16 protein-coding genes, 3 rRNA genes and 1 riboswitch are annotated in these 23,701 nt (G+C 48.5%); of the genes, 2 read left to right on the top strand and 17 right to left on the bottom strand.

Annotation, left to right across the window (positions count from 1 at the left end):
- Positions 1-191: 191 nt before the first annotated feature.
- The 10 genes from purF to MKY24_RS04145 form a co-directional block, all read right to left on the bottom strand.
- Entirely contained in the window at positions 192-1,673 is a 1,482-nt protein-coding gene (gene purF / locus MKY24_RS04190; RefSeq protein ID WP_023987052.1) for an amidophosphoribosyltransferase, read from the bottom strand.
- Positions 1,658-3,901: a phosphoribosylformylglycinamidine synthase subunit PurL gene (gene purL, locus MKY24_RS04185; RefSeq protein ID WP_023987051.1), complete on the bottom strand. Its 2,244-nt coding sequence runs from the start codon at positions 3,899-3,901 to the stop codon at positions 1,658-1,660. The genes purF and purL overlap by 16 nt, the downstream gene beginning before the upstream one ends.
- The gene (gene purQ / locus MKY24_RS04180) at positions 3,879-4,568 is read right to left on the bottom strand and encodes a phosphoribosylformylglycinamidine synthase subunit PurQ (protein WP_023987050.1); all 690 of its coding nucleotides are present in this window, start codon (positions 4,566-4,568) and stop codon (positions 3,879-3,881) included. Before purQ ends, purL begins: the two co-directional genes overlap by 23 nt.
- 4 nt (positions 4,569-4,572) lie before the next feature.
- A complete protein-coding gene (gene purS / locus MKY24_RS04175) occupies positions 4,573-4,818 on the bottom strand; it encodes a phosphoribosylformylglycinamidine synthase subunit PurS (RefSeq protein WP_013308797.1) in 246 nt (81 codons plus the stop codon).
- 58 nt (positions 4,819-4,876) lie between these two features.
- Positions 4,877-5,758, bottom strand: a complete 882-nt coding sequence (locus MKY24_RS04170) for a phosphoribosylaminoimidazolesuccinocarboxamide synthase (protein ID WP_025719826.1) — start codon at positions 5,756-5,758, stop codon at positions 4,877-4,879.
- Positions 5,759-6,557: 799 nt separating this feature from the next.
- On the bottom strand, positions 6,558-7,856 hold the full coding sequence (purB, locus tag MKY24_RS04165; RefSeq protein WP_028541984.1) for an adenylosuccinate lyase: 1,299 nt from the start codon (positions 7,854-7,856) through the stop codon (positions 6,558-6,560).
- A gap of 2 nt (positions 7,857-7,858) precedes the next feature.
- Positions 7,859-9,034 carry a 5-(carboxyamino)imidazole ribonucleotide synthase gene (gene purK / locus MKY24_RS04160; protein WP_279835296.1) on the bottom strand — a complete coding sequence of 392 codons (1,176 nt, stop codon included), beginning with the start codon at positions 9,032-9,034 and terminating at the stop codon, positions 7,859-7,861.
- Entirely contained in the window at positions 9,031-9,516 is a 486-nt protein-coding gene (purE, locus tag MKY24_RS04155; protein ID WP_160789755.1) for a 5-(carboxyamino)imidazole ribonucleotide mutase, read from the bottom strand. Before purE ends, purK begins: the two co-directional genes overlap by 4 nt.
- 148 nt (positions 9,517-9,664) lie before the next feature.
- Positions 9,665-9,766: riboswitch (purine riboswitch) on the bottom strand.
- Positions 9,767-10,116: 350 nt separating this feature from the next.
- Positions 10,117-10,551, bottom strand: coding sequence for a universal stress protein (locus tag MKY24_RS04150; protein ID WP_023987046.1), 435 nt, complete (start codon positions 10,549-10,551; stop codon positions 10,117-10,119).
- A gap of 146 nt (positions 10,552-10,697) precedes the next feature.
- Positions 10,698-10,961, bottom strand: coding sequence for a DUF1294 domain-containing protein (locus MKY24_RS04145; RefSeq protein ID WP_339201455.1), 264 nt, complete (start codon positions 10,959-10,961; stop codon positions 10,698-10,700).
- 190 nt (positions 10,962-11,151) lie between these two features.
- On the opposite strand from MKY24_RS04145, the gene MKY24_RS04140 reads away from it, so the two are divergent.
- Together MKY24_RS04140 and MKY24_RS04135 are read left to right on the top strand one after the other, a co-directional pair.
- The gene (locus MKY24_RS04140) at positions 11,152-11,280 is read left to right on the top strand and encodes a DUF4023 family protein (RefSeq protein WP_023987044.1); all 129 of its coding nucleotides are present in this window, start codon (positions 11,152-11,154) and stop codon (positions 11,278-11,280) included.
- A gap of 346 nt (positions 11,281-11,626) precedes the next feature.
- Positions 11,627-12,787, top strand: a complete 1,161-nt coding sequence (locus MKY24_RS04135) for a type II asparaginase (protein ID WP_339201454.1) — start codon at positions 11,627-11,629, stop codon at positions 12,785-12,787.
- Positions 12,788-12,971: 184 nt separating this feature from the next.
- On the opposite strand, the gene MKY24_RS04130 is transcribed toward MKY24_RS04135, so the two are convergent.
- The 7 genes from MKY24_RS04130 to MKY24_RS04100 all read right to left on the bottom strand — a co-directional run bounded on the left by MKY24_RS04130 (position 12,972) and on the right by MKY24_RS04100 (position 23,559).
- On the bottom strand, positions 12,972-13,109 hold the full coding sequence (locus MKY24_RS04130) for a hypothetical protein (protein WP_023987042.1): 138 nt from the start codon (positions 13,107-13,109) through the stop codon (positions 12,972-12,974).
- A 98-nt stretch (positions 13,110-13,207) separates the two neighbouring features.
- Complete coding sequence (locus tag MKY24_RS04125; RefSeq protein WP_339201453.1) at positions 13,208-15,343, bottom strand: DNA topoisomerase III; 2,136 nt, start codon at positions 15,341-15,343, stop codon at positions 13,208-13,210.
- 129 nt (positions 15,344-15,472) lie between these two features.
- A complete protein-coding gene (locus MKY24_RS04120; protein WP_339201452.1) occupies positions 15,473-16,465 on the bottom strand; it encodes a ketoacyl-ACP synthase III in 993 nt (330 codons plus the stop codon).
- Positions 16,466-16,679: 214 nt separating this feature from the next.
- Positions 16,680-16,796: ribosomal RNA gene (gene rrf / locus MKY24_RS04115) — 5S ribosomal RNA — on the bottom strand.
- A 145-nt stretch (positions 16,797-16,941) separates the two neighbouring features.
- Positions 16,942-19,870 (bottom strand): 23S ribosomal RNA (locus MKY24_RS04110).
- A gap of 313 nt (positions 19,871-20,183) precedes the next feature.
- Positions 20,184-21,739 (bottom strand): 16S ribosomal RNA (locus MKY24_RS04105).
- The 16S, 23S and 5S rRNA genes sit together here, the layout of an rRNA operon.
- 449 nt (positions 21,740-22,188) lie before the next feature.
- Positions 22,189-23,559 (bottom strand): NCS2 family permease, encoded by a 1,371-nt coding sequence (locus MKY24_RS04100; protein WP_023987039.1) that lies wholly within the window; start codon positions 23,557-23,559, stop codon positions 22,189-22,191.
- Positions 23,560-23,701: the final 142 nt, after the last annotated feature.

The raw sequence follows: 23,701 nt of genomic DNA, 5'->3' as shown, positions 1-23,701 counted from the left end.
GGGTGGAAGGATTCTGGAGAAGCGAAAGCGTTCGCCTTTGCCGCTGGATTCTAACCCTGTAATGGGTTATTCCAATCCAGGAATCCAGCGGCAACAGCGATCGGAAGAACCTTCCACACGCGGAGTGGCCCCCTCAAAACCGACATCCCCATTCCTGCCATGCACCACTGTGCTTCTTTTGTTCCCTTTTCTCAACAACTACATCCGAACTTTTCTTCACCTTTGAAATCTACCTGAGTCGGGTAATCATTATCGAAACAGGCTAGGCACAAGCCGCCTTTGTAATCCTGTTCGTTATATCCTCCTACAGCGGCAATCAAACCCTCGGCGCTCATAAAGTAGAGCGAATCGGCGTTAATTTCCTCACGAATTTCCTCGACGGTTTTGGACGAAGCGATCAGTTCCCGGCGATCCGGCGTGTCGATGCCATAGAAGCACGGGTTTTTGAAAGGCGGTGAGGTAATACGTACATGTACCTCCAGTGCCCCTGCATCCCGCAGCATATTCACGATTCGACGGGATGTAGTGCCCCGTACGATAGAATCGTCGATCATAATGACTCGTTTACCTTCAACAACACGGCGTACAGCGCTCAGCTTCATTTTCACACCCTGCTCGCGTAGCTCCTGACTCGGCTGAATGAAGGTACGTCCAGTGTATTTATTTTTAATCATACCCAGCTCATAAGGAATACCTGTCTGCTCTGCATAACCAATCGCAGCCGAAATACTGGAATCCGGCACTCCTGTCACCAGATCCGCATCGACAAAAGCTTCCAGCGCCATCTGGCTCCCCATTCTTTTGCGTGCAGCATGAAGATTAGAACCATTCAAATCACTGTCAGGACGGGCAAAATAAATATATTCCATCGCGCACAGTGCTTTACGATGCTTGCCTTCACTGTAACGGTCTTCGTGCAGACCATTTTTGTCCAACACCAACAGTTCACCCGGCTCGATATCGCGCAACAGCTCTGCTCCAATCGTTTCCAAAGCACAGGTTTCGGAGGCAAACAAATATGCATCACCTAATCTGCCCATCGTCAACGGACGCAAGCCATTGGGATCAGAAGCGACCAGCAGTTTATCGTTGGTCATAATGAGAAAAGCAAATCCGCCGACAATACGCTTCAATGCATCTTTGGCAGCCTCCACCAAATCCTTGGACGATCGTGCGATCAAATGCGCCACTACTTCTGTATCGCTGGTCGTTTGAAAAATAGACCCGCCCTGCTCCAGCTCATGCCGGATTTGCAAAGCATTCACGATATTCCCGTTCGTAGCTACCGCTAGATCCCCATCACGATACTTAAACACCAAAGGCTGTGCATTCGTTAGCTTACTGTCTCCACTTGTCGAGTAGCGCACATGTCCTATGGCAATATCGCCTGTCAGCGAAGCCATCAAATCTTTATTGAATACTTCTTTTACAAGCCCCATTCCACGATGATAATGGAACTCGTCGCCACTGCTCACACAGATGCCCGCACTTTCCTCCCCGCGATGCTGGAGTGCATGCAATCCGTAATATGCTAGGGAAGCGGCATCGGAGTGTCTATATACTCCAAACACGCCGCATTCCTCTTTTAATTTATCAAACAGCCCCTCTTTACCAGAGCCTTCATTATAATAATCTCCAGTCCACAACGTCCGTGCTGTTATTTCATCAGACATGGAATGACATCCTCCCAGATTTGCTTCAAACTGGCGACTGCCTCGTTCAAAGCGGGTTGTCCGTTCACCTCAACTGTCAATTGTGATCCTTCAACTTTTCCTAATACGGTAACTGGCACTTCCAAACCACGCAGATGTGCTTCCAGAGCAGACGCTTTATCCGGCGATGCAGATAACAAAATACGGGATTGAGTTTCGCTAAACAACGCATGGTCAGGACGCAAGCTCGTTTCTACGTTGACCTGTGCTCCCAATCCGCCGCTAATCCCGGATTCTGCAAGCGCTACAGCCAATCCGCCCTCTGCCAAATCATGCGCAGATTGTACCAATCCGGTCTGAATCGCTCCCAGTACCGCAGTCAGCAGTTTTTTCTCTACGTTCAAATCCAGCTCAGGTGGGCGTCCCTCGGATACACCGTGTACGACAGCTTGGAACTCACTGCCTCCCAGCTCGGCCTTCGTTTCCCCCACTAGGAAAATTACATCACCTTCGGCTTTGAAGCCTTGTGTCGTAATGTGATCTGTATCATGTACCAGACCTACCATACCGACAACAGGCGTCGGATAGATGGAGCCTTTAGCATTTTCATTGTACAAGCTGACATTGCCCCCGATAACAGGTGTATCCAGTACACGGCAAGCCTCTGCCATACCGTCCACGGCTTTTTCCATTTGCCAGAAAATATCCGGCTTTTCAGGGTTACCGAAGTTCAGGTTATCCGTAATCGCCAACGGCTCGCCGCCGGAGCATACAATGTTACGCGCTGCTTCGCTGACTGCAATCCGTCCACCTACCTCTGGATCAAGGTATACATAACGTCCGTTACAATCTGTCGTCATGGCGAGTCCCTTACGAGTTCCGCGCACAGTCACTACAGCTGCATCCGATCCCGGACGAACGGCTGTACTCGTGCGAACCATGTAGTCATACTGCTCGTATACCCATTTCTTACTGGCTACACTTGGTGAAGACAGCACCTTTTTCAACGCACCGTTCAAATCCGTCACTTCAGCGTAACGAAGTGTGTCAATAGCAGCATTTTGCTCATAATAAGCAGGGACTTCGGAAGGCTTGTCATAAATCGGACACTCGTCAACCAGCGCCGTCACTGGCATATCTCCGACCACTTCATTGTGATGGAACAAACGCAAACGACCGTCATCCGTCACTTTACCGACCTTGGCACAAATAACACCCCAACGCTCGAAAATTTCCAGTGCCTGTGCTTCATCCTTAGGCTCTACTACGAACAGCATCCGTTCCTGTGATTCGGACAGCATCATTTCATAAGGTGTCATACCCTCTTCACGCTGCGGTACCTGATCCAGATACAGCTCCAGGCCGTTGCCAGCCTTGCTCGCCATCTCCGCGCTGGAGCAGGTAAGTCCTGCGGCACCCATATCCTGAATACCCAGCACAATACCGCTGTCGATCAGTTCCAGACAGGATTCCATAACCAGCTTCTCCATAAAAGGATCGCCTACTTGAACCGCAGTCCGGTTCGCTTCAGATTCTTCTGTCAGTTCAACCGATGCGAATGTCGCTCCGTGAATCCCATCACGACCTGTCGGCGGGCCCACATAGAACACTGGATTACCGACCCCTTTAGCAACACCACGCTGGATTTTATCATGGTCAATCAGTCCGACACACATTGCATTAACGAGCGGATTGCCTTCGTAGCTTTCATCAAATACAACCTCGCCACCTACAGTCGGAATACCGATACAGTTCCCATATCCCGCAATACCAGATACCACATGCTCGAACAAATATTTCACACGGTCGCTCTCCAGCTTCCCAAAACGCAGAGAGTTCAACACCGCGACAGGTCTTGCACCCATGGAGAAAATATCACGGATGATACCGCCTACCCCAGTCGCTGCCCCTTGAAAAGGCTCCACAGCCGACGGATGGTTATGACTTTCGATTTTAAATACAACCGCTTGATTGTCACCGATATCTACAATGCCTGCGCCCTCGCCGGGTCCCATCAGAACTCGCGGACCGCTCGTTGGAAAACGACGCAGCAACGGCTTAGAGTTTTTGTAAGCACAATGCTCTGACCACATGACACTGAATACGCCAATCTCCGTATAATTCGGCTGACGTCCCATGAATTCACAGATCAACGCATATTCACTGTCCGATACACCCATCTGCTGATACAGTTTATGTTCGGCAACCTGCTCTGCCGTCGGTTCCTTAGCGGACACTTGCTGCGCCATGTCGATCCCTCCAAGCATTCAAAATAGATGTAAACATACGTTTGCCGTCATCCGTTCCGAGCAATGCGTCCACCGCGCGTTCCGGATGAGGCATCATGCCCAGCACGTTTCCTTGTTCATTACAAATCCCTGCGATATCCGTCACGGAACCGTTTGGATTATCTCTATACGTAAATACGATCTGGTTATTCGCCTGCAAGCGAGCCAGCGTCTCATCATCACAGTAATAGTTGCCTTCGCCGTGGGCGATCGGAATGACGATCTCTTCACCAGCAGCGTAATCTTTTGTAAAAGGTGTTTGGTTATTCGCAACCTTCAACACCGTATCATGGCAACGGAATTTCATCGACAGATTACGGCGCAAAGCGCCTGGCAACAGCCCAGCTTCAGTCAGAATTTGAAAACCGTTACAGATACCTAAAATGTATTTCCCCTCAGCAGCCGCTTTGGCTACTTCCTTCATCACCGGAGCAAACCGGGAAATCGCGCCGCAACGCAGGTAATCCCCGTAAGAGAAGCCTCCTGGAACAAGAATACAATCATAAGGCGACAGATCCGTCGCAGTATGCCAAACATAATCGACAGGTTCACCGACCGTGTCCTCTACCGCCTTATAGCAGTCAATATCACAGTTGGAGCCCGGAAAAACCAGAACTGCAAATTTCATGGAATCAGCCCTCCAGTTCGTAGCGGTAGTCTTCAATGACCGTGTTGGCCAACAGCTTTTCGCACATCTCAATGATGCGCTTTTCAGCACTCTCGCGGTCTGTTGTATCCAGATTCAATTCCATATACTTACCAATTCTGACGCTGTCCACTTCTCCGAAACCCATAGAATGCAGTGCGCCTTGCACCGCAACCCCCTGCGGGTCCAAAACGCTTTGCTTAATCGTGACATAGACTGTTGCTTTCATCATGTTCCTTCAGTTCCTCCTCCGAATGAGTGAATCCTTTTGGTTGAATTATGATTACTATTTACTGTGCCGTCAGACGCCGCCAAATATCCGTATATCTTGCAGTTGTTTCTTCTACGACCTCAGCAGGCAACGGATCGGGCTTGCTATTCTTGTCCCAACCGGATGATGCCAAATAGCTTCGTACCGGCTCCTTGTCCATGCTGTCAATCTCAACATCCAGCTCATACTTTTCCTGAGCCCAAAAACGGGATGAATCTGGAGTGAAAATTTCGTCAATCAAAATCACCTTACCGTTAACAAGACCAAACTCAAACTTGCAATCGGCTAAAATAATCCCCCGCTTCTCACAGAAAGCACGTGCAAATTCGTACAACGCCAGGCTTTTTTCTTCAAGCTCGCCTGTCAATTCAACCCCGACCAGCTCTTTCATCTGATGGAGAGAAATGTCCTCGTCGTGTCCAACATCATTTTTTGCAGCCGGTGTAAATAAAGGCTTGGGAAAGCGCTCATTTTTACGCAGTCCCTCTGGCAATGGAATGCCGTTCACCTCACCGTTCTGCTCATACTGACGCCAGCCGCCTCCGGTAATATATCCGCGCACCACACACTCAATGTCGATGCGTTCAGCCTTCAGCGTGACCATGATACGGTCCTTCAGCAACTCTTTATTCTGTTCGTCGATCACATGCCCGAGCTTGTTCACATCGGTGTGCACGACATGGTTTTCCAACAAGTCTTTCGTCTGCTCAAACCAGAAAGCGCTGAGCTTATTCAGCACGTTCCCCTTTTCGGGCACGGGCGGCTCTAACACATAATCAAAAGCCGAAATTCGGTCCGTCACGACAATCAGAAAATGCTCTCCGAGATCATACAGTTCACGCACCTTGCCTTTGTACAAGAGCGGCGCATGGATCAGACCTTCGGCAGTAGACAATGACATTTCATTACACCTCTTTCAAAAGAGTATTACCGCTCCTAAATCAACCTTGCCCCTCCTAAATCCTCCCCTCAGGGAGGACCCCCAGGGCTGCTGCCCTCGGGACTCCCGCAAGGGTTGGCTAGTGAGCAGGGGATGGCGGGTTACTGGAGCTACGGTGGAGTGAGCGCGTTCCGCTGGATGAAGGCTTGTTGGCACAAGCCCTCATCCAGCAACGCTTTTACGTTAGTACAGATCGACGTTTTTACGTATTAACAATGTATTCACGCTTCCGACTCTAAGCGACAAGTTTTATGCCGCTTACAGCTCAATCGTGGTTCAGCGTCTACATACCGCCAAACCATTCTGCCCGTGGCCGTAGCTCGGCATGCCGTGCAGCGAGCATTGGGCTTCGCCTGTTGTGCGCATATGCTACGCATGCGCACGGATACGGTGGCTCAAGGCTTCGCTTCTTGAGCCTGCGCGTGCTCGTGAGGGCCGCGGGCTGTTTGCTACGCAAATTCGGCAGCCCTCACGAGAACGTTGCCTGCGATAGAAAAGCAGTGGAACACGCTTTTCTATCGTTCTTCGGGGTGGTGCGGCATCTTATGTGTCGCACCACCCCTAGTTCTGCTCCCTCATGAAGGTTGGTGCTGGAAGCAGCGGAGCGGACGGAATCGTTCTGGAGAAGCGTTAGCGCTTGCCTTTGCCTCTGGATTCCAACCAATATCTGGTCTTATACAATCACAGGAATCCAGGGGCAACAGCAATCGGAAGAATGATCCGTTCGCGCAGCGGCCTCACCACGCACCAACATTCCCTCCTACTCCCCTAATCCCAGCTTTTTGAAGATCGTATCCACGTTCTTCAGATGCCAGGCTGGGTTGAACGCGTCCTCGATTTCGTCTGCGCTGAGCACGGCAGTAATTTCCGGGGTCGTCTCGACGATTTCGCGGAATTGGCGTTGCTCTTCCCACGCCTGCATAGCACGCGGCTGCACAGTATCGTAAGCTTTTTCACGACTAAAGCCTTTGTCGATCAGCTTGGTCATAATACGACCGGAGAACGGTACGCCGTACGTACGGGCCATATTGCGCTTCATATTTTCAGGGAAGACCGTCAGATTTTTTACGATATTACCAAAACGGTTCAGCATGTAGTTCAACAGCATCGTTGCATCCGGCAGAATGATGCGTTCTACGGAAGAATGCGAAATGTCGCGTTCATGCCACAGGGTTACGTTCTCATACGCCGATACCATATGCCCACGAATCACGCGTGCCAGACCGGAGATGTTTTCACTTCCGATCGGATTGCGTTTATGCGGCATCGCGGAAGATCCTTTTTGACCCTTGGCAAAGGCTTCTTCCACCTCGCGGAACTCACTCTTTTGCAGAGCACGGACTTCTGTAGCAAATTTGTCCAATGATGTGGCGATCAACGCCAATGTTGCCATGTATTCGGCATGACGGTCGCGCTGTAGCGTCTGTGTAGAAATCGGTGCAGGCTTGGTGCCCAGCTTGCGGCATACAAATTCTTCTACAGCCGGGTCAATGTTGGCATATGTTCCCACTGCACCGGACATTTTACCGTATTGTACTTGGTCAGCCGCAAAACGAAAGCGTTCCAGATTGCGCTTCATTTCCTCGTACCACAATCCCATCTTCAGTCCAAACGTTGTTGGCTCAGCATGTACTCCGTGTGTACGTCCCATCATCGGTGTATGCTTGTAAGCCAATGCCTTTTCCTTCAAAATTTCAATAAAATTCAAGATATCGCGCTCCAGGATTTCATTCGCCTGCTTTAACAGGTAGCCCAGTGCCGTATCAACTACGTCTGTGGAAGTCAAACCATAATGTACCCATTTGCGCTCGTCTCCAAGACTTTCGGACACCGTGCGGGTAAAAGCAATGACATCATGTCTTGTCTCCTGCTCAATTTCATAGATCCGTTCAATATCAAAACTTGCATTCTTACGCAGAGCCACAGTATCCTCTTTTGGGATAACCCCTAATTCCGCCCAAGCTTCACAGGCACACAGCTCTACTTCCAGCCACGCTTTAAATTTATTTTCTTCCGTCCAAATGGCTCTCATTTCCGGTCTGCTATAGCGTTCGATCATGACTATTTATTCCCCCAAATATTGGTTTGTTCAATCCATTCCAGCGCTTGTTCCGCATCCTGGCACAATAGATTAATATGTCCCATCTTTCGGCCTGGCTTGGCTTCACTTTTTCCATACAAATGCAGCTTGGGTACAACATCCAATCTTTCAGCTTCAACATCCGATTGCGCAAACCGCCGAACCACGCCCTCCAAATGCTCACCTAACACATTGACCATCACGACGGAAGTCAGCAGCTTCGTGCTGCCCAAGGGTAAACCGCAAATCGCACGTATGTGCTGCTCGAATTGCGACGTCGCGCATCCCTCCATCGTGTAATGGCCGGAGTTATGCGGTCGTGGTGCCAACTCATTAACGTACAATTGTCCATCTTCGGTGACAAACATCTCCACAGCGAGCAGTCCCACCGCACCCAGCGACTCTGCCACAGCCAGCGCTAACTTTCGCGCTTCCTCCTGGACAGGTTCTGGCACACGCGCAGGCACAATCGACGTGTGCAAAATATTGTTCACGTGAATGTTTTCGGCAGGTGGAAAGGCTTTGGCTTCACCGTTCGTGCTGCGAGCTACAATCACCGAGATTTCGCAGCGAAAACGAATGAACTGTTCCAATACCAGTTCTGCACCGCCTCCTGCCAGTTGTTCGTAGGCAGCCGTGGCTTCCTCCGGTTGGCGAATGACCACTTGTCCCTTGCCATCATAACCACCGACTGCTGTCTTGAGCACACACGGTACACCCAGTTCAGCTACCGCTTGAACCATATCCGCAGGACTACTGATTTCACGATACGGAGCGACAGGGACACCAGCAGCTTCAATAGAACGCTTCTCTCTCAGACGATGCTGGGTTGTGTACAAAAGACTGCTGCCTTGCGGAACGCTGGATTCCTGTTCCAAAAGTGCAGCCACACCCGCGTCCACATTTTCAAACTCATACGTGATCACATCGCACCGCTCAGCCAGCTCTCTGGCTGCATGCTCATCATCATAGGCAGCGCGGATTTGTTCTGACACCTGTCCACATGGGCTATCCGGTGTAGGGTCCAGTGTCACAAAGCGATATCCTAGACTGGTTCCCGCCAGTACAAGCATTCTTCCTAATTGCCCGCCTCCCAAAAGTCCAATCGTTGTACCAGGAGGTCTGATACGGCCTGTGGGTTCACATGCCCCATTCATAGCGAGTCACTGCCTTCCAGCACCTCATCACGGATACGGTCGCGTCTCGCCAAAACCCGCTGGCTTATCTTTTCGTCAAAAGCGCCTAATATTTGTGTTGCCAGCAGCCCTGCATTCGTAGCACCTGCCTTACCGATTGCCACAGTGGCAACCGGAATACCACCCGGCATCTGCACAATGGAGAGCAGGGAGTCCAGACCGTTCAGAGCCTTCGACTGAACAGGCACACCAATGACCGGCAAGGATGTCTTCGCAGCCACCATCCCTGGCAGATGCGCAGCCCCACCCGCTCCAGCAATAATGACCTTTAGTCCACGCCCGGCGGCCTCTTCTGCAAAACGAAACATTAAATCCGGTGTACGATGGGCTGAAACTACTTTTTTCTCATATCCGATTTCAAGCTCGTCCAGCACAGCACATGCATGCTGCATGGTGTCCCAGTCTGATGTGCTGCCCATAATGACAGCGACCTGCACTGACATGTCCTTCACTCCCTGTTTATCAATAAGCGCCAAAAATCCGGCACTCGAAAATAACGTTATTTTCAAGACACCGGACTACGAAAAAACAAACGACAGAGCCTCTTAAAGGCATGCCAAAAGCAAGCCTCTTCCACCGCATCCAATGCGGCTTCAGCCGTATGTCTCCCGTAGTCCGGAAATTTAAGGTTTCCAGGTAGAAACTTCCGGGCCATATCCCCGGCATTATACGAGTTAGCATTGTGCCTATTCCATACCCAACGATATTCTTTACAAGTATGATCGTGGTCAGTTTCGGCTCAAACATGTGTACCTTATTAAATTGCACCTTAAGTTCATTTTTTATCGACAATACACTTCCTAGTTTAACAATTCCCTACACCTTATGTCAACTTGAAAACGAACATTATAATAACCATACAATAGAATGTTCGTGTTTAACAAAATCAACACCCTTATATACCCATAGGTCAGGACTATTGTATTACATTTAGCTATCTCTCACCTATCCTGATAACAGCGAGCGCACCGCATTTCACTGACAAAAATAAAAGTCGGCACTCCCTATACAGGCAGTAAACCGACTTTTACTTTTTTATTCAGTTATTTTACGACCAGCACAGGAATACGCGCATGCTGCACCACATTGTGGCTTACGCTACCCAATACGAATTCACGGATACCACCTAAACCGCGGCTACCAATCACAATCACATCGAAGTCATTCTCATTGGCATAATCCAAAATGACTTCGGCTGGCGAACCTTGAATGAGCTCCACCTTGGCATCTACGCCCTGCTCAGCAAGCCGCTTTTTAACTTCATCCGTAGTTTGTTCGGCCAAATCGTAATATTCTTTATTCACCGAAGCTGGAATAGGAGCCAAACCTTCGCCCATAAAAATCCGTGGAAAATCAAATGCTGTTACCACCTCAAGCTGCGAGGACGGTGATGCCTTGACCAATTCAGTCGCCTTCAACAAAGCCTTGTTGGATGCATCCGAACCGTCATAAGCAAGCAATATTTTTGAAAATAGCATAATACGCACCTCTTCCTCATTCAGTTTGTTGATTCCAAAGCCTGAAATATGTAGTCCTGTTGTTCATGCCATGTCATCACTGGATGGCTGGAGTAGTCTTCTCACTCATCATTAAACTTCCCTATGAGAACCTAAACTCCTCCCCTTTACCGTAAAAAATACCCATACAGCAATGCGTTCATGAATAGCAACGCAGGAATACCAAATCTGAAGCTCATATGCCGTGTTTTATGGCGTTTACGGTACATGGCAATTAGCACGCCTAATGCTCCCCCGATCAGGGCCAGGAAAAACAACGTCCGTTCAGGTACACGATCGCGATGTTTACGTGCTCTCTTTTTATCTTCCGACATTACCAGATAGCCTACTGCATTGATAAACAGCAGCCATACCAACAAGCCTGTCTGCAATGTCTCTCCTCCTTTTGCACACCTACCAAGTTCAGGATTAGGCCTTATATAGCGCTCCCCCTCATTATAACCCCACCCCTTTTACAGAAACAACGCCTCCCCTGACTTGGATAGTGCTTTTGCGGAAATAGTAAGGTGGCATAAGGGCGATCCCCGAGTGCATCTATTTCGTCTTAAAGGAGGGACTACGATGGAAAGCACCCATGAATACGTTGAAAAGCTGCGAGAAAATGCAAAAAAGGCAGAACGCAACCGCAAACGAGGAAAAGGAACTCCCAGCGCCAGCTTGCCGACAAAACAGCATACCAACAATCCTTGATCAAGGAATCTGTATTAAGCTGTATAGCCACGTTATTAACGTATAGTATCAACTTAACCTTGCAGCTTTTCCTGAGAATTGAGTACAAGGTAAACTCCGTTGTTTAGCTTCCACAATAACAGCAAGCAGACTCCTTATGAGATATCTGCTTGTTGTTTTTGCAAATATTTTTTTGAAATCGATTACATTTATAATAAACAAGTTCTAAAGTCATATTCCCTAACATAAGTGTTGACTAAAAACAATTTTACACCCTATAATTCGTGATATTAACGTAATTCGACAAATTATTTGTCAGTTAATCTATCATTAATATTTGAGGTTTAAGATTGGAGAGGAGCTTTATATGACTAACATGAAAAAAATGACGATGATTCCCCTGTTGGCTAGCTTTATTCTCGGAAGTACCTTGTGGAGTGGTGGATTTACCGCCAACGCTGCGGCAGCAGCTACAACCAGCACAACTGCACCTACTTCTGCCACTACAACGTCGGACAAATCCGCAAATCCTCAAACCAATCATTTACCCAATATTAAAATACTTGCCACGGGAGGGACCATTGCAGGATCATCTTCCGTCAATACGGATACGACCGGCTACAAAGCAGGAGCGTTAGGTGTGGAAACTCTGATCAATGCCGTTCCTGAGATGAAAAGTATTGCAAATGTCAGTGGTGAGCAAGTTGTTAATGTAGGTAGCCCCGACGTTAATAATGAGATCCTCTTAAAACTTGCCAAACGTACCAATGAACTGCTTGCCAGAGACGATGTAGACGGCATTGTCATTACACATGGCACAGATACATTAGAAGAAACCGCTTATTTCCTCAATCTTGTTATCAAAAGCGATAAGCCAGTAGTTGTCGTTGGCTCTATGCGTCCAGCTACTGCCATCAGTGCCGATGGTCCCTTCAACCTGTATAATGCAGTGAAAGTCGCCGGGGCTTCGGCCTCTAAAGGTCAGGGTGTACTCGTCCTGCTGAACGACCGTATCGGTGCAGCAAGATATATTACTAAAACAAACACAACAGCAGTCGATACGTTCAAGTCTGTGGAGCAGGGATACCTTGGAGCTGTTGTGGGTGATCAAGTGTACTACTACAACAAATCCACGCACAAGCATACGACTTCTTCTGTATTCGACATCTCTAACCTGACTCAACTGCCGCAAGTAGATATTTTATACGAGTATCAAAACAATGGTCGCTATCTATATGATGCAGCCGTAGCAGCTGGTGCCAAGGGTATTGTCGTAGCTGGTTCCGGTAATGGTTCCTTGTCCAAGACCTCCTCAGAGGGCGCAGAGGCCGCAGGTAAAAAAGGAGTGATCATTGCCCGCTCCAGCCGCGTGGGAAGTGGAGTTGTGTCCCCGTCAACAAAAGACGCGGCATCGAACTTTGTGTCGACCGATTCGCTTAATCCGCAAAAAGCACGGATTTTGCTCATGCTTGCTTTGACCCAAACACACGATGTTAACCAAATTCAATCCTTTTTTAATGAATACTAAAAGCAGTCATCCCAAATCAAATAAATAGATCATCTTTATTATGAAAAAGAAGCAGCGATTACGGTTGACCACCGTAACTGCTGCTTCTTTTTTTTGCGAGACAATTCTAGCATTAGTAACTATTTCATCTGATATCCAATCGTCTTGGTCTTAAACAGTAATTCGTTGTTCCTCCCATGTAGCATCAAGACTGCTGTTTGGGAATCCCATTCAAGCTTGGAGGATATTTCGCTTGCTTCTCTGGATGAGGAGCGATTTCTTCCTCCAGAATACTTGATTTATTTTGCTGATTATTGATTTTAAGCGACTTATGCTTGGGCATAAATACTCACCTCCTCGGATTACCATGCCAAGGAGTGATCGTTTTTATACCGACGTATACCTGCTGATTATGTTGACTACAGCACTTTTGGTCATCCGTTATTTGCCCTGCTTTTGTTCCATCGCTGCTTTTAGCAAATCACCCAAACTGGAGCCAAAAGATTCCTGCTTTTCAAATTGTCTTACTAGCTTTTGCTGTTCCCGTTTGTTTACCCGCTGCTTGTCATTATCCAACGTCTCAGTAATGCCGCAGGGCAGGCATCTTACATATAGCCCTGCCTTGCCCTCTTTCATTTCCATTTTCTTATGACACTGCGGACAACGTCGATTGGACAAACGTTTTTCCCCTGAACGACGGTAACCGCAATCCGCACTTGGACATACAAGGAACTTTCCTTTCTTCCCCTTCTTCTCCAACAGCTTTGTACCACAATCAGGACAATGACTATTCGTCACGTTGTGGGGCTTGTACTCCGCACTGCTATTTTTTACAGTGGAAACCAACTCTTTCGCCATAGCACGAATAGAATTCAAAAACGGTTCCGGTTGTCCTTGACCACGAGCAATCCGTTCCAGCTCCGCTTCCCAACGTGCCGTCAGTTCGGGCGTTCTAAGCTGTGGAGCCGCCAGTTCAATCAGTTGCTTACCTTTCCCTGTGGGATGCATCACGTTCCCCTGACGCTCAATCGTATCCGAGCTGACAAGCTTCTCAATCAGATCGGCACGGGTAGCAGGAGTACCCAGTCCATGCTTTTCCATCTGAGCGAGCAGGGCTGCTTCTGTATACCGCTTCGGCGGCATCGTTCGCCCAGCTCGTACAAGACAACGTTGTAACCGGACTGAATCTCCTTTTTGCAGCTCAGGTAAAATAACGCCTTGTCCATTGTTTTCCCGATCCTCTGCTTCTTCATCATCCATATCATAATGGTTCGCGTCATATACAGCACGCCATCCGCTATCTTTTACCGTTGTGCCTTTTACCTGAAACGTCTCCTGCTCCACCGTTACTGATACGGCTACAGCATCATAACGTGCAGGTGGATAGAATAGACTGATAAAACGTCGTGCAATCAGATCATACAGTTTACGTTCCTCTGGGCTCAACTGATTAAGCAATAATGTCTGCTCAGTAGGAATAATCGCATGATGATCCGTGACTTTACTGTCATCCACAATTCGCTTTGTGATTGGTAGGTTGTTACGCAATAGCGGACGTGCCAAGAAAGCATATGGACCTACTGCTACACTACTGAGCCTTTCCTTAAGTGTGTCCACCATATCGGATGTCAGATAACGGCTGTCCGTACGTGGATAGGTCACCAGCTTATGCTGTTCATACAGACGCTGAAGCAGATTAGACGTTTGTTTAGCCGAAAAGCCATAGCGCTGATTAGCATCTCTTTGCAGCTCCGTTAAATCATACGCTAGCGGGTGAGGCTCGTTCTTTTCGCTCTTTTTAACACTCGCAACTGTGCCTTTAGCCCCCTCAAGCCTGCGGCGCAAAGCCTCTGCTTGAGTGCGGTCAAACATGCGTGAATCCCCGCTCTCTGCCCGCCAAGTTGCCTGAAAATCGCCGAAATCCGCCGTCAAAGTATCATATTCCTGAGAACGGAATTCGGTAATTTCTTTCTCACGCTCCATAATCATCCCCAGCGTTGGCGTCTGCACTCTTCCAGCCGAAAGTTGGGCGTTATAACGACAAGTCAACGCGCGAGTTACATTGAGACCAATCATCCAGTCTGCTTCAGCTCTACAGCGAGCCGATTCATATAAACGATCAAACTGCTGACCAGGCAATAGCTTTGCAAAACCTGCCTTAATCGCCTTGTCCGTCTGCGAGGAGATCCATAAGCGCCGGAAGGGCTTTTTCCAGTTTGCCATTTGGATGATCCAGCGTGCCAACAATTCTCCTTCACGAGCAGCATCTGTTGCCACGATAAGCTCTCCAATGTCCTGCCGCTTCATGAGCTGCTGCACAGCTTTGAACTGATGGTTACTTTCGCGCAGCACCTTTAACTTTGAACTCTTCGGAAGAATAGGCAGGTCCTCCAAATTCCAGGTCGCATACTTAGAATCGTAATCCTCCGGCTCTGCTAAGCCGACCAAATGTCCCAGTGCCCACGTCACCACGTACTGGGGTCCTTCTATATAACTTTTATGCTTCTCGCGGCTACCCATCACACGTGCAATCTCTCTGGCCACGGACGGTTTTTCTGCCAATACCAATACCTTCATGTTACGCTCCTTTCTCTCATAGTGTTAATTATACCATCCTGCCATCTTACGATAAATTCTAATGCCAACGGCTCTTATTAACATGATCCTACATACTATTGCTATTGCTTCTACATCAGTTAGGATAACTTACAAATCAGGCACACTCCATTTTAATAGCAGACCCGCATAGGTGAGGCCTCCCCCAAAACCATATAACAATAAATGTTGTCCATACCGTAAACGTCCATCATCCAAACCACACTGCAAAGCCAACGGGATGGATGCCGCCGATGTATTACCATACAACTCTACGCTGGTCAGCGTTTTTTCCAAAGGTACTGTACTTCTTTCACATATGGACTCGATCATTCTCAAATTAGCGCTATGAGGGACAAACCAGTCAAGATCCTCCCTCTTCATATTTGCCTTATCCAATAATCGTTCGATTCCCGTTGGAACAGAGCGAACAGCCCATTTATAAACCTCGCGTCCATTTTGAGCAATAAATCCATGGTCTTGCAGCTTCTCTCCATCCAAATGATCAGATAATCCCACACGGTAAAGATGTGCTCCCCCATGCCCATAAGTACCTATATCAGAAGTTAAAAATGATCCTTCATCCTCGTCATATTCAACAAGTGCAACTCCTGCACCGTCTCCAAAAAGTATACACGTCGTCCGATCCGTATAATCTGTAATTTTGGACAACGTTTCGGCTCCCACTACTAGCACCTTACGATGCAGACCACTCGTAATAAGGCCATTTGCCAAATGAAGTCCATAGGAAAAACCTGCACATGCTGCACTAATATCCATTGACCCCGTGTTCGGAATATCAAAATGAGCCTGAATACGTGAAGCCGTGCTTGGAAAGTAGTAATCAGGTGTACTAGTCGCTACAATGATCATCTCAACATCGTTTATATTTACGTCATACAGGTTAATCATACGTGTAATAGCTTGTATACATAAATCAGATACATATTGATCTTCAGCCGCAATTCGTCTTTCACGCATACCCGTTCTTTGTACAATCCACTCGTCACTAGTGTCCACAAGCTTCTCCAAATCGGCGTTTGTCAAAATGCGTTCAGGCACATAAGTGCCAAAGGCCGTAAGCTTAGCTTTTGAATTCAACAATCTGATCACTCTCCTTTGTAATCCTTATTCACATTATAACACCAGATACTAATACCTGGTACTAAATTATTTTAAAAACGTCTTCTTATTTACTAGTTAATATCCACTTATCCAGTTGAACTTATAACAAACTCACTTTAAATAAAATCCCTCTGCCTTTTAACGCAAAAAAGAGACCATGATCTTCTGAAGATCATGGTCTCTTTTGTTTGTTGCTTGGCGACGTCCTACTCTCCCAGGACCCTGCGGTCCAAGTACCATCGGCGCTGGAGGGCTTAACGGTCGTGTTCGGGATGGGTACGTGTGGAACCCCTCCGCTATCGCCACCAAACATGAATTTACATCGTAAATTCTTTAACAGGAATCAGCATCGCCAAATGCTGTGTGTTCGCTTGTTTCATATAAGCTACTTGAGCTTATACAATACAAAACTTACACCCTGAAAACTGGATCCGAAACTTATTTGCGTTTTATTTTAGGATAAGCCCTCGACCGATTAGTATTGGTCAGCTCCATGCATTACTGCACTTCCACCCCCAACCTATCTACCTCGTCGTCTTCAAGGGGTCTTACATACTGGGAAATCTCATCTTGAGGGGGGCTTCACGCTTAGATGCTTTCAGCGCTTATCCCTTCCGTACATAGCTACCCAGCGGTGCTCCTGGCGGAACAACTGGTACACCAGCGGTACGTCCATCCCGGTCCTCTCGTACTAAGGACAGCTCCTCTCAAATTTCCTACGCCCACGACAGATAGGGACCGAACTGTCTCACGACGTTCTGAACCCAGCTCGCGTACCGCTTTAATGGGCGAACAGCCCAACCCTTGGGACCTACTTCAGCCCCAGGATGCGATGAGCCGACATCGAGGTGCCAAACCTCCCCGTCGATGTGGACTCTTGGGGGAGATAAGCCTGTTATCCCCAGGGTAGCTTTTATCCGTTGAGCGATGGCCCTTCCATGCGGTACCACCGGATCACTAAGCCCGACTTTCGTCCCTGCTCGACTTGTAGGTCTCGCAGTCAAGCTCCCTTCTGCCTTTGCACTCTTCGAATGATTTCCAACCATTCTGAGGGAACCTTGGGGCGCCTCCGTTACTCTTTAGGAGGCGACCGCCCCAGTCAAACTGCCCACCTGACACTGTCCTCGCACCGGATCACGGTACCAAGTTAGAACCTAGATACGATCAGGGTGGTATCCCAAGGATGCCTCCTCTCAAGCTGGCGCTCAAGGTTCAACGGCTCCCACCTATCCTGTACAGATCGTACCCAAATTCAATATCAAGCTGCAGTAAAGCTCCATGGGGTCTTTCCGTCTTGTCGCGGGTAACCTGCATCTTCACAGGTATTAAAATTTCACCGGATCTCTCGTTGAGACAGCGCCCAAGTCGTTACGCCATTCGTGCGGGTCAGAATTTACCTGACAAGGAATTTCGCTACCTTAGGACCGTTATAGTTACGGCCGCCGTTTACTGGGGCTTCGGTTCATAGCTTCGCCCGAAGGCTTACCACTCCCCTTAACCTTCCAGCACCGGGCAGGCGTCAGCCCGTATACTTCGCCTTGCGGCTTCGCACAGACCTGTGTTTTTGCTAAACAGTCGCTTGGGCCTTTTCACTGCGGCCCCCTCGGGCTATTCACCCTACCGAGGCACCCCTTCTCCCGAAGTTACGGGGTCATTTTGCCGAGTTCCTTAACGAGAGTTCTTCCGCGCGCCTTAGAATTCTCTTCTCGCCTACCTGTGTCGGTTTGCGGTACGGGCACCTTCTCCTGGCTAGAGGCTTTTCTTGGCAGTCTGAGATCATGACCTTCGCTACTACAATTTTCGCTCCCCATCACAGCCCAGCCTTAACGATGTGCGGATTTGCCTACACACCAGCCTCACTGCTTAGACGGACATCCATCAGTCCGCGTCACTACCCTACTGCGTCACCCCATTGCTCATAACGGATTACGGTGGTACAGGAATTTCGACCTGTTGTCCTTCGACTACGCCTATCGGCCTCGCCTTAGGTCCCGACTTACCCTGAGCGGACGAACCTTCCTCAGGAACCCTTAGGCTTTCGGCGGATCTGATTCTCACAGATCTTTTCGTTACTCATACCGGCATTCTCACTTGAATGCAGTCCAGCGCTCCTTACGGTACACCTTCAACCCGCATTCAACGCTCCCCTACCCCTGATGCATTGCATCAAGCCATAGCTTCGGTGGTGTGTTTAGCCCCGTTACATTTTCGGCGCAGAGTCACTCGACCAGTGAGCTATTACGCACTCTTTCAATGGTGGCTGCTTCTAAGCCAACATCCTGGTTGTCTGTGCAACTCCACATCCTTTCCCACTTAACACACACTTGGGGACCTTAGCTGATGGTCTGGGCTGTTTCCCTTTCGACAATGGATCTTAGCACTCACTGTCTGACTCCCGGAACTAAATCTATGGCATTCGGAGTTTGACTGAGCTTGGTAACCCTTGCGGGCCCCGCACCCAATCAGTGCTCTACCTCCACGATTCTTTTTTCCGAGGCTAGCCCTAAAGCTATTTCGGGGAGAACCAGCTATCTCCGGGTTCGATTGGAATTTCTCCGCTACCCCCACCTCATCCCCGCATTTTTCAACATGCGTGGGTTCGGGCCTCCAGTGCGTGTTACCGCACCTTCACCCTGGACAGGGGTAGATCACCCGGTTTCGGGTCTACGTCCACGTACTAAAGATCGCCCTATTCAGACTCGCTTTCGCTGCGGCTTCAGCTCTTCACCTTAACCTTGCACGGGAACGTAACTCGCCGGTTCATTCTACAAAAGGCACGCCATCACCCATAGATCGGGCTCTGACTTCTTGTAAGCACACGGTTTCAGGATCTATTTCACTCCCCTTCCGGGGTGCTTTTCACCTTTCCCTCACGGTACTGCTTCACTATCGGTCGCCAGGGAGTATTTAGCCTTGGCAGATGGTCCTGCCGGATTCATACGGGGTTTCACGTGCCCCGCACTACTCGGGATCCGTCTCGGAGAGAACAAGTTTTGAACTACAGGGCTTTTACCTTCTCTGGCGGGCCTTTCCAGACCTCTTCATCTAACCGGTTCCTTTGTAACTCCATGTGAGACGTCCCACAACCCCAAGGAGCAAGCTCCTTGGTTTGGGCTAATCCGCGTTCGCTCGCCGCTACTGACGGAATCACTATTGTTTTCTCTTCCTCAGGGTACTTAGATGTTTCAGTTCCCCTGGTCTGCCTCTATTCTGCCTATGTATTCAGCAGAAAGTGACTGTCGATGAAGACAGCCGGGTTTCCCCATTCGGACATCCCCGGATCAAAGCTTGCTTACAGCTCCCCGAGGCCTTATCGTTGTTCGCCACGTCCTTCGTCGGCTCCTGGCGCCTAGGCATCCTCCGTGTGCTCTTTGTAGCTTAACCTAGACTTTTCTTTCAAAGAAAGAAAATGTCGATGTTCGATAAAGAATGATTTTTGCCAAAGGCAAAAGATCTTTCCTTACCTGCTACCTTTATTTCACTTGTTTACACAAGATCAGCTTAAAGGAATATTCTAAAACGCAATTTCGTTTCGGTATCCAGTTTTCAAGGTGCAAAGCTGTAAATAACCAGCTTTTTTGAGAGTTTGAGCTCTCAAAACTGAGCAACGAGTGAGTAACAGGCCTAAACCTGAGTTTTGAAGCTTACGCTTCATATTTGAATGAATGTTTCCATTTCAGGAAACGATTCTCCATAGAAAGGAGGTGATCCAGCCGCACCTTCCGATACGGCTACCTTGTTACGACTTCACCCCAATCATCTACCCCACCTTCGGCGGCTGGCTCCCTTGCGGGTTACCCCACCGACTTCGGGTGTTGTAAACTCTCGTGGTGTGACGGGCGGTGTGTACAAGACCCGGGAACGTATTCACCGCGGCATGCTGATCCGCGATTACTAGCAATTCCGACTTCATGTAGGCGAGTTGCAGCCTACAATCCGAACTGAGACCGGCTTTTCTAGGATTGGCTCCACCTCGCGATTTCGCTTCCCGTTGTACCGGCCATTGTAGTACGTGTGTAGCCCAGGTCATAAGGGGCATGATGATTTGACGTCATCCCCACCTTCCTCCGGTTTGTCACCGGCAGTCTGCTTAGAGTGCCCAGCTTGACCTGCTGGCAACTAAGCATAAGGGTTGCGCTCGTTGCGGGACTTAACCCAACATCTCACGACACGAGCTGACGACAACCATGCACCACCTGTCTCCTCTGTCCCGAAGGAAAGGCCTATCTCTAGACCGGTCAGAGGGATGTCAAGACCTGGTAAGGTTCTTCGCGTTGCTTCGAATTAAACCACATACTCCACTGCTTGTGCGGGTCCCCGTCAATTCCTTTGAGTTTCAGTCTTGCGACCGTACTCCCCAGGCGGAATGCTTAATGTGTTAACTTCGGCACCAAGGGTATCGAAACCCCTAACACCTAGCATTCATCGTTTACGGCGTGGACTACCAGGGTATCTAATCCTGTTTGCTCCCCACGCTTTCGCGCCTCAGCGTCAGTTACAGCCCAGAGAGTCGCCTTCGCCACTGGTGTTCCTCCACATATCTACGCATTTCACCGCTACACGTGGAATTCCACTCTCCTCTTCTGCACTCAAGCTCCCCAGTTTCCAGTGCGACCCGAAGTTGAGCCTCGGGATTAAACACCAGACTTAAAGAGCCGCCTGCGCGCGCTTTACGCCCAATAATTCCGGACAACGCTTGCCCCCTACGTATTACCGCGGCTGCTGGCACGTAGTTAGCCGGGGCTTTCTTCTCAGGTACCGTCACTCTTGTAGCAGTTACTCTACAAGACGTTCTTCCCTGGCAACAGAGCTTTACGATCCGAAAACCTTCATCACTCACGCGGCGTTGCTCCGTCAGGCTTTCGCCCATTGCGGAAGATTCCCTACTGCTGCCTCCCGTAGGAGTCTGGGCCGTGTCTCAGTCCCAGTGTGGCCGATCACCCTCTCAGGTCGGCTACGCATCGTCGCCTTGGTAGGCCTTTACCCCACCAACTAGCTAATGCGCCGCAGGCCCATCCACAAGTGACAGATTGCTCCGTCTTTCCTCCTTCTCCCATGCAGGAAAAGGATGTATCGGGTATTAGCTACCGTTTCCGGTAGTTATCCCTGTCTTGTGGGCAGGTTGCCTACGTGTTACTCACCCGTCCGCCGCTAGGTTGATTAGAAGCAAGCTTCTAATCAACCCCGCTCGACTTGCATGTATTAGGCACGCCGCCAGCGTTCGTCCTGAGCCAGGATCAAACTCTCCATTAAAGACCAACCGAAGTTGGTTTATAGAAAGAGCGATAAGCTCATTTTGAAACTGACGAGATAAAAATATCTCTTGTTTGATTTTGCGAACAAAATCATTTTACTCACTCGTTGTTCAGTTTTCAAAGATCAAACATTCTTTTTCGTTGATTTAGCTTGTCACTTCATCAACTCTTATATCATATCATGTCCGAACCAACTTTGCAAGCATTTTTTTGAAATCTTTTTTTGTAACACTCGCTCGCAACATTGTATTTCTTGGCCGGAATTAGAATATACCATATGCATATCCCTATTGCAAGCATTTATTAGATAAGATTTCACAATGCTTTATTTATTATTCGTTTTCCTTCTATATAATAGCTTCTTTGTATCTATCTGCGTCTAACTACAAAAAAAGAACCTCTTCCCTTAAGCAACAGGAAAGAGGTTCTGTGTTCTATATCTACTGATTATTCGGAGCCCATAAAGGCAAAGCGGATCACTACAATAATAGCAAGCACCCACATGAGCCAGTGAATTTTAACTTTATTGCTGGTAAACAGATTACTGAACACAGCCAGCACAACGTAAGACAGAATACCAGCAGAGATACCATTCGCGATTCCACCTGTGAAAGGCATTAGCACGATGGTCAAAAATGCAGGAAATGCCAACAGGAAGTTATCCCAGTCGATGTTGCGAACCTGACTCATCATTAGGACCCCAACGATAATCAGAGCTGGAGCAGTAGCGGCAGAAGGCACAACCAGAGCCAATGGTGCAATAAACAGGGCCAACAAGAACAGAACACCTGTCGTTACAGCAGTCAGTCCGGTACGTCCGCCTTCTTCTACCCCTGCGGAGCTTTCTACGAATGCTGTAATCGTACTTGTACCCAATACTGCGCCGGTACTTACGCCAACAGCATCCACCAGCATCGCTTTACCGATAATTTTCTCGCCTTTTTTCTTATCTTTCATTATACCCGCGCGTGTAGCTGTACCTACCAAGGTACCGAACGTATCAAACAACTCTACAAATGTGAAAATGAAAATGATATCAAACAGACCAATATGCAAAGCTGCTTTCAAGTCTAACTGACCTACAGCCAAATTACTGAAATCAGGAATCCAGTTGCCTGTTGTCAAGCTACTCAGATTTGTTACTCCCATCGGAATACCGATTAATGTAGTAGCTACGATCCCAATCAGCAATGCACCTTTGACCCGAACGACCATCAGTGCTGCGATAATAAGCAATCCGATTAGCGCCAGCAGTGCATCCTTTTGATGTACCAGACTTCCCAGAATCAAATTAAAAGCATGACCCGGAACCGGCTGACCAACATCTGTCCCTGGAACGATGCTCACCATAACCAGATTACAAAGCTTGAAGCCGACAATCGTAATAAACAAGCCGATACCCACTGTAATGGCTGTCTTTAAATTTTCCGGAACCGCAACAAGCAGCATCTGTCTTACTCGTGTCACGGTTAAAATCAGAAAGACGATACCGGATATAAATACAGCGCCAAGTGCCGCTTGCCAAGTAATCATGCCATTCGAACTCAGGACTACAGTCATAAAATAAGCATTCAAGCCCATACCCGGCGCCATGCCGATCGGCACATTAACGAATAAACCCATCAGTATGGTAACCAAACCTGCACCTACCGCCGTCGCAAAAAAGACAGCTTCACTGGGCATACCTGCTCCAGTCGGACCTAAAAAAGTATTGTTGACCACCAGAATATAAGCCATGGTCATAAAAGTAGTAATCCCCGCAATAATCTCTGTGCGGACGTTCGTGCCATGTTCCTTTAATTTAAAGAAACGCTCCATGAGTCGTAATTCCTCCTACGCAAAGCATACTCGTATTGTTATCGTTCGTTTGAAGTAATATTCGCATTCATATGCGCTATATTATTACATTCGTTATTTTAGGCTCTCACCTACTGCTTGTCAACAGAAAAAGCGAATGTTA

This window comes from Paenibacillus sp. FSL P2-0322 (assembly GCF_037975315.1).
Classification (GTDB): Bacteria; Bacillota; Bacilli; order Paenibacillales; family Paenibacillaceae; genus Paenibacillus; species Paenibacillus polymyxa_B.
Note: the sequence above shows the minus strand (reverse complement) of the source record. Positions and strands in the feature narration are given on the sequence as shown.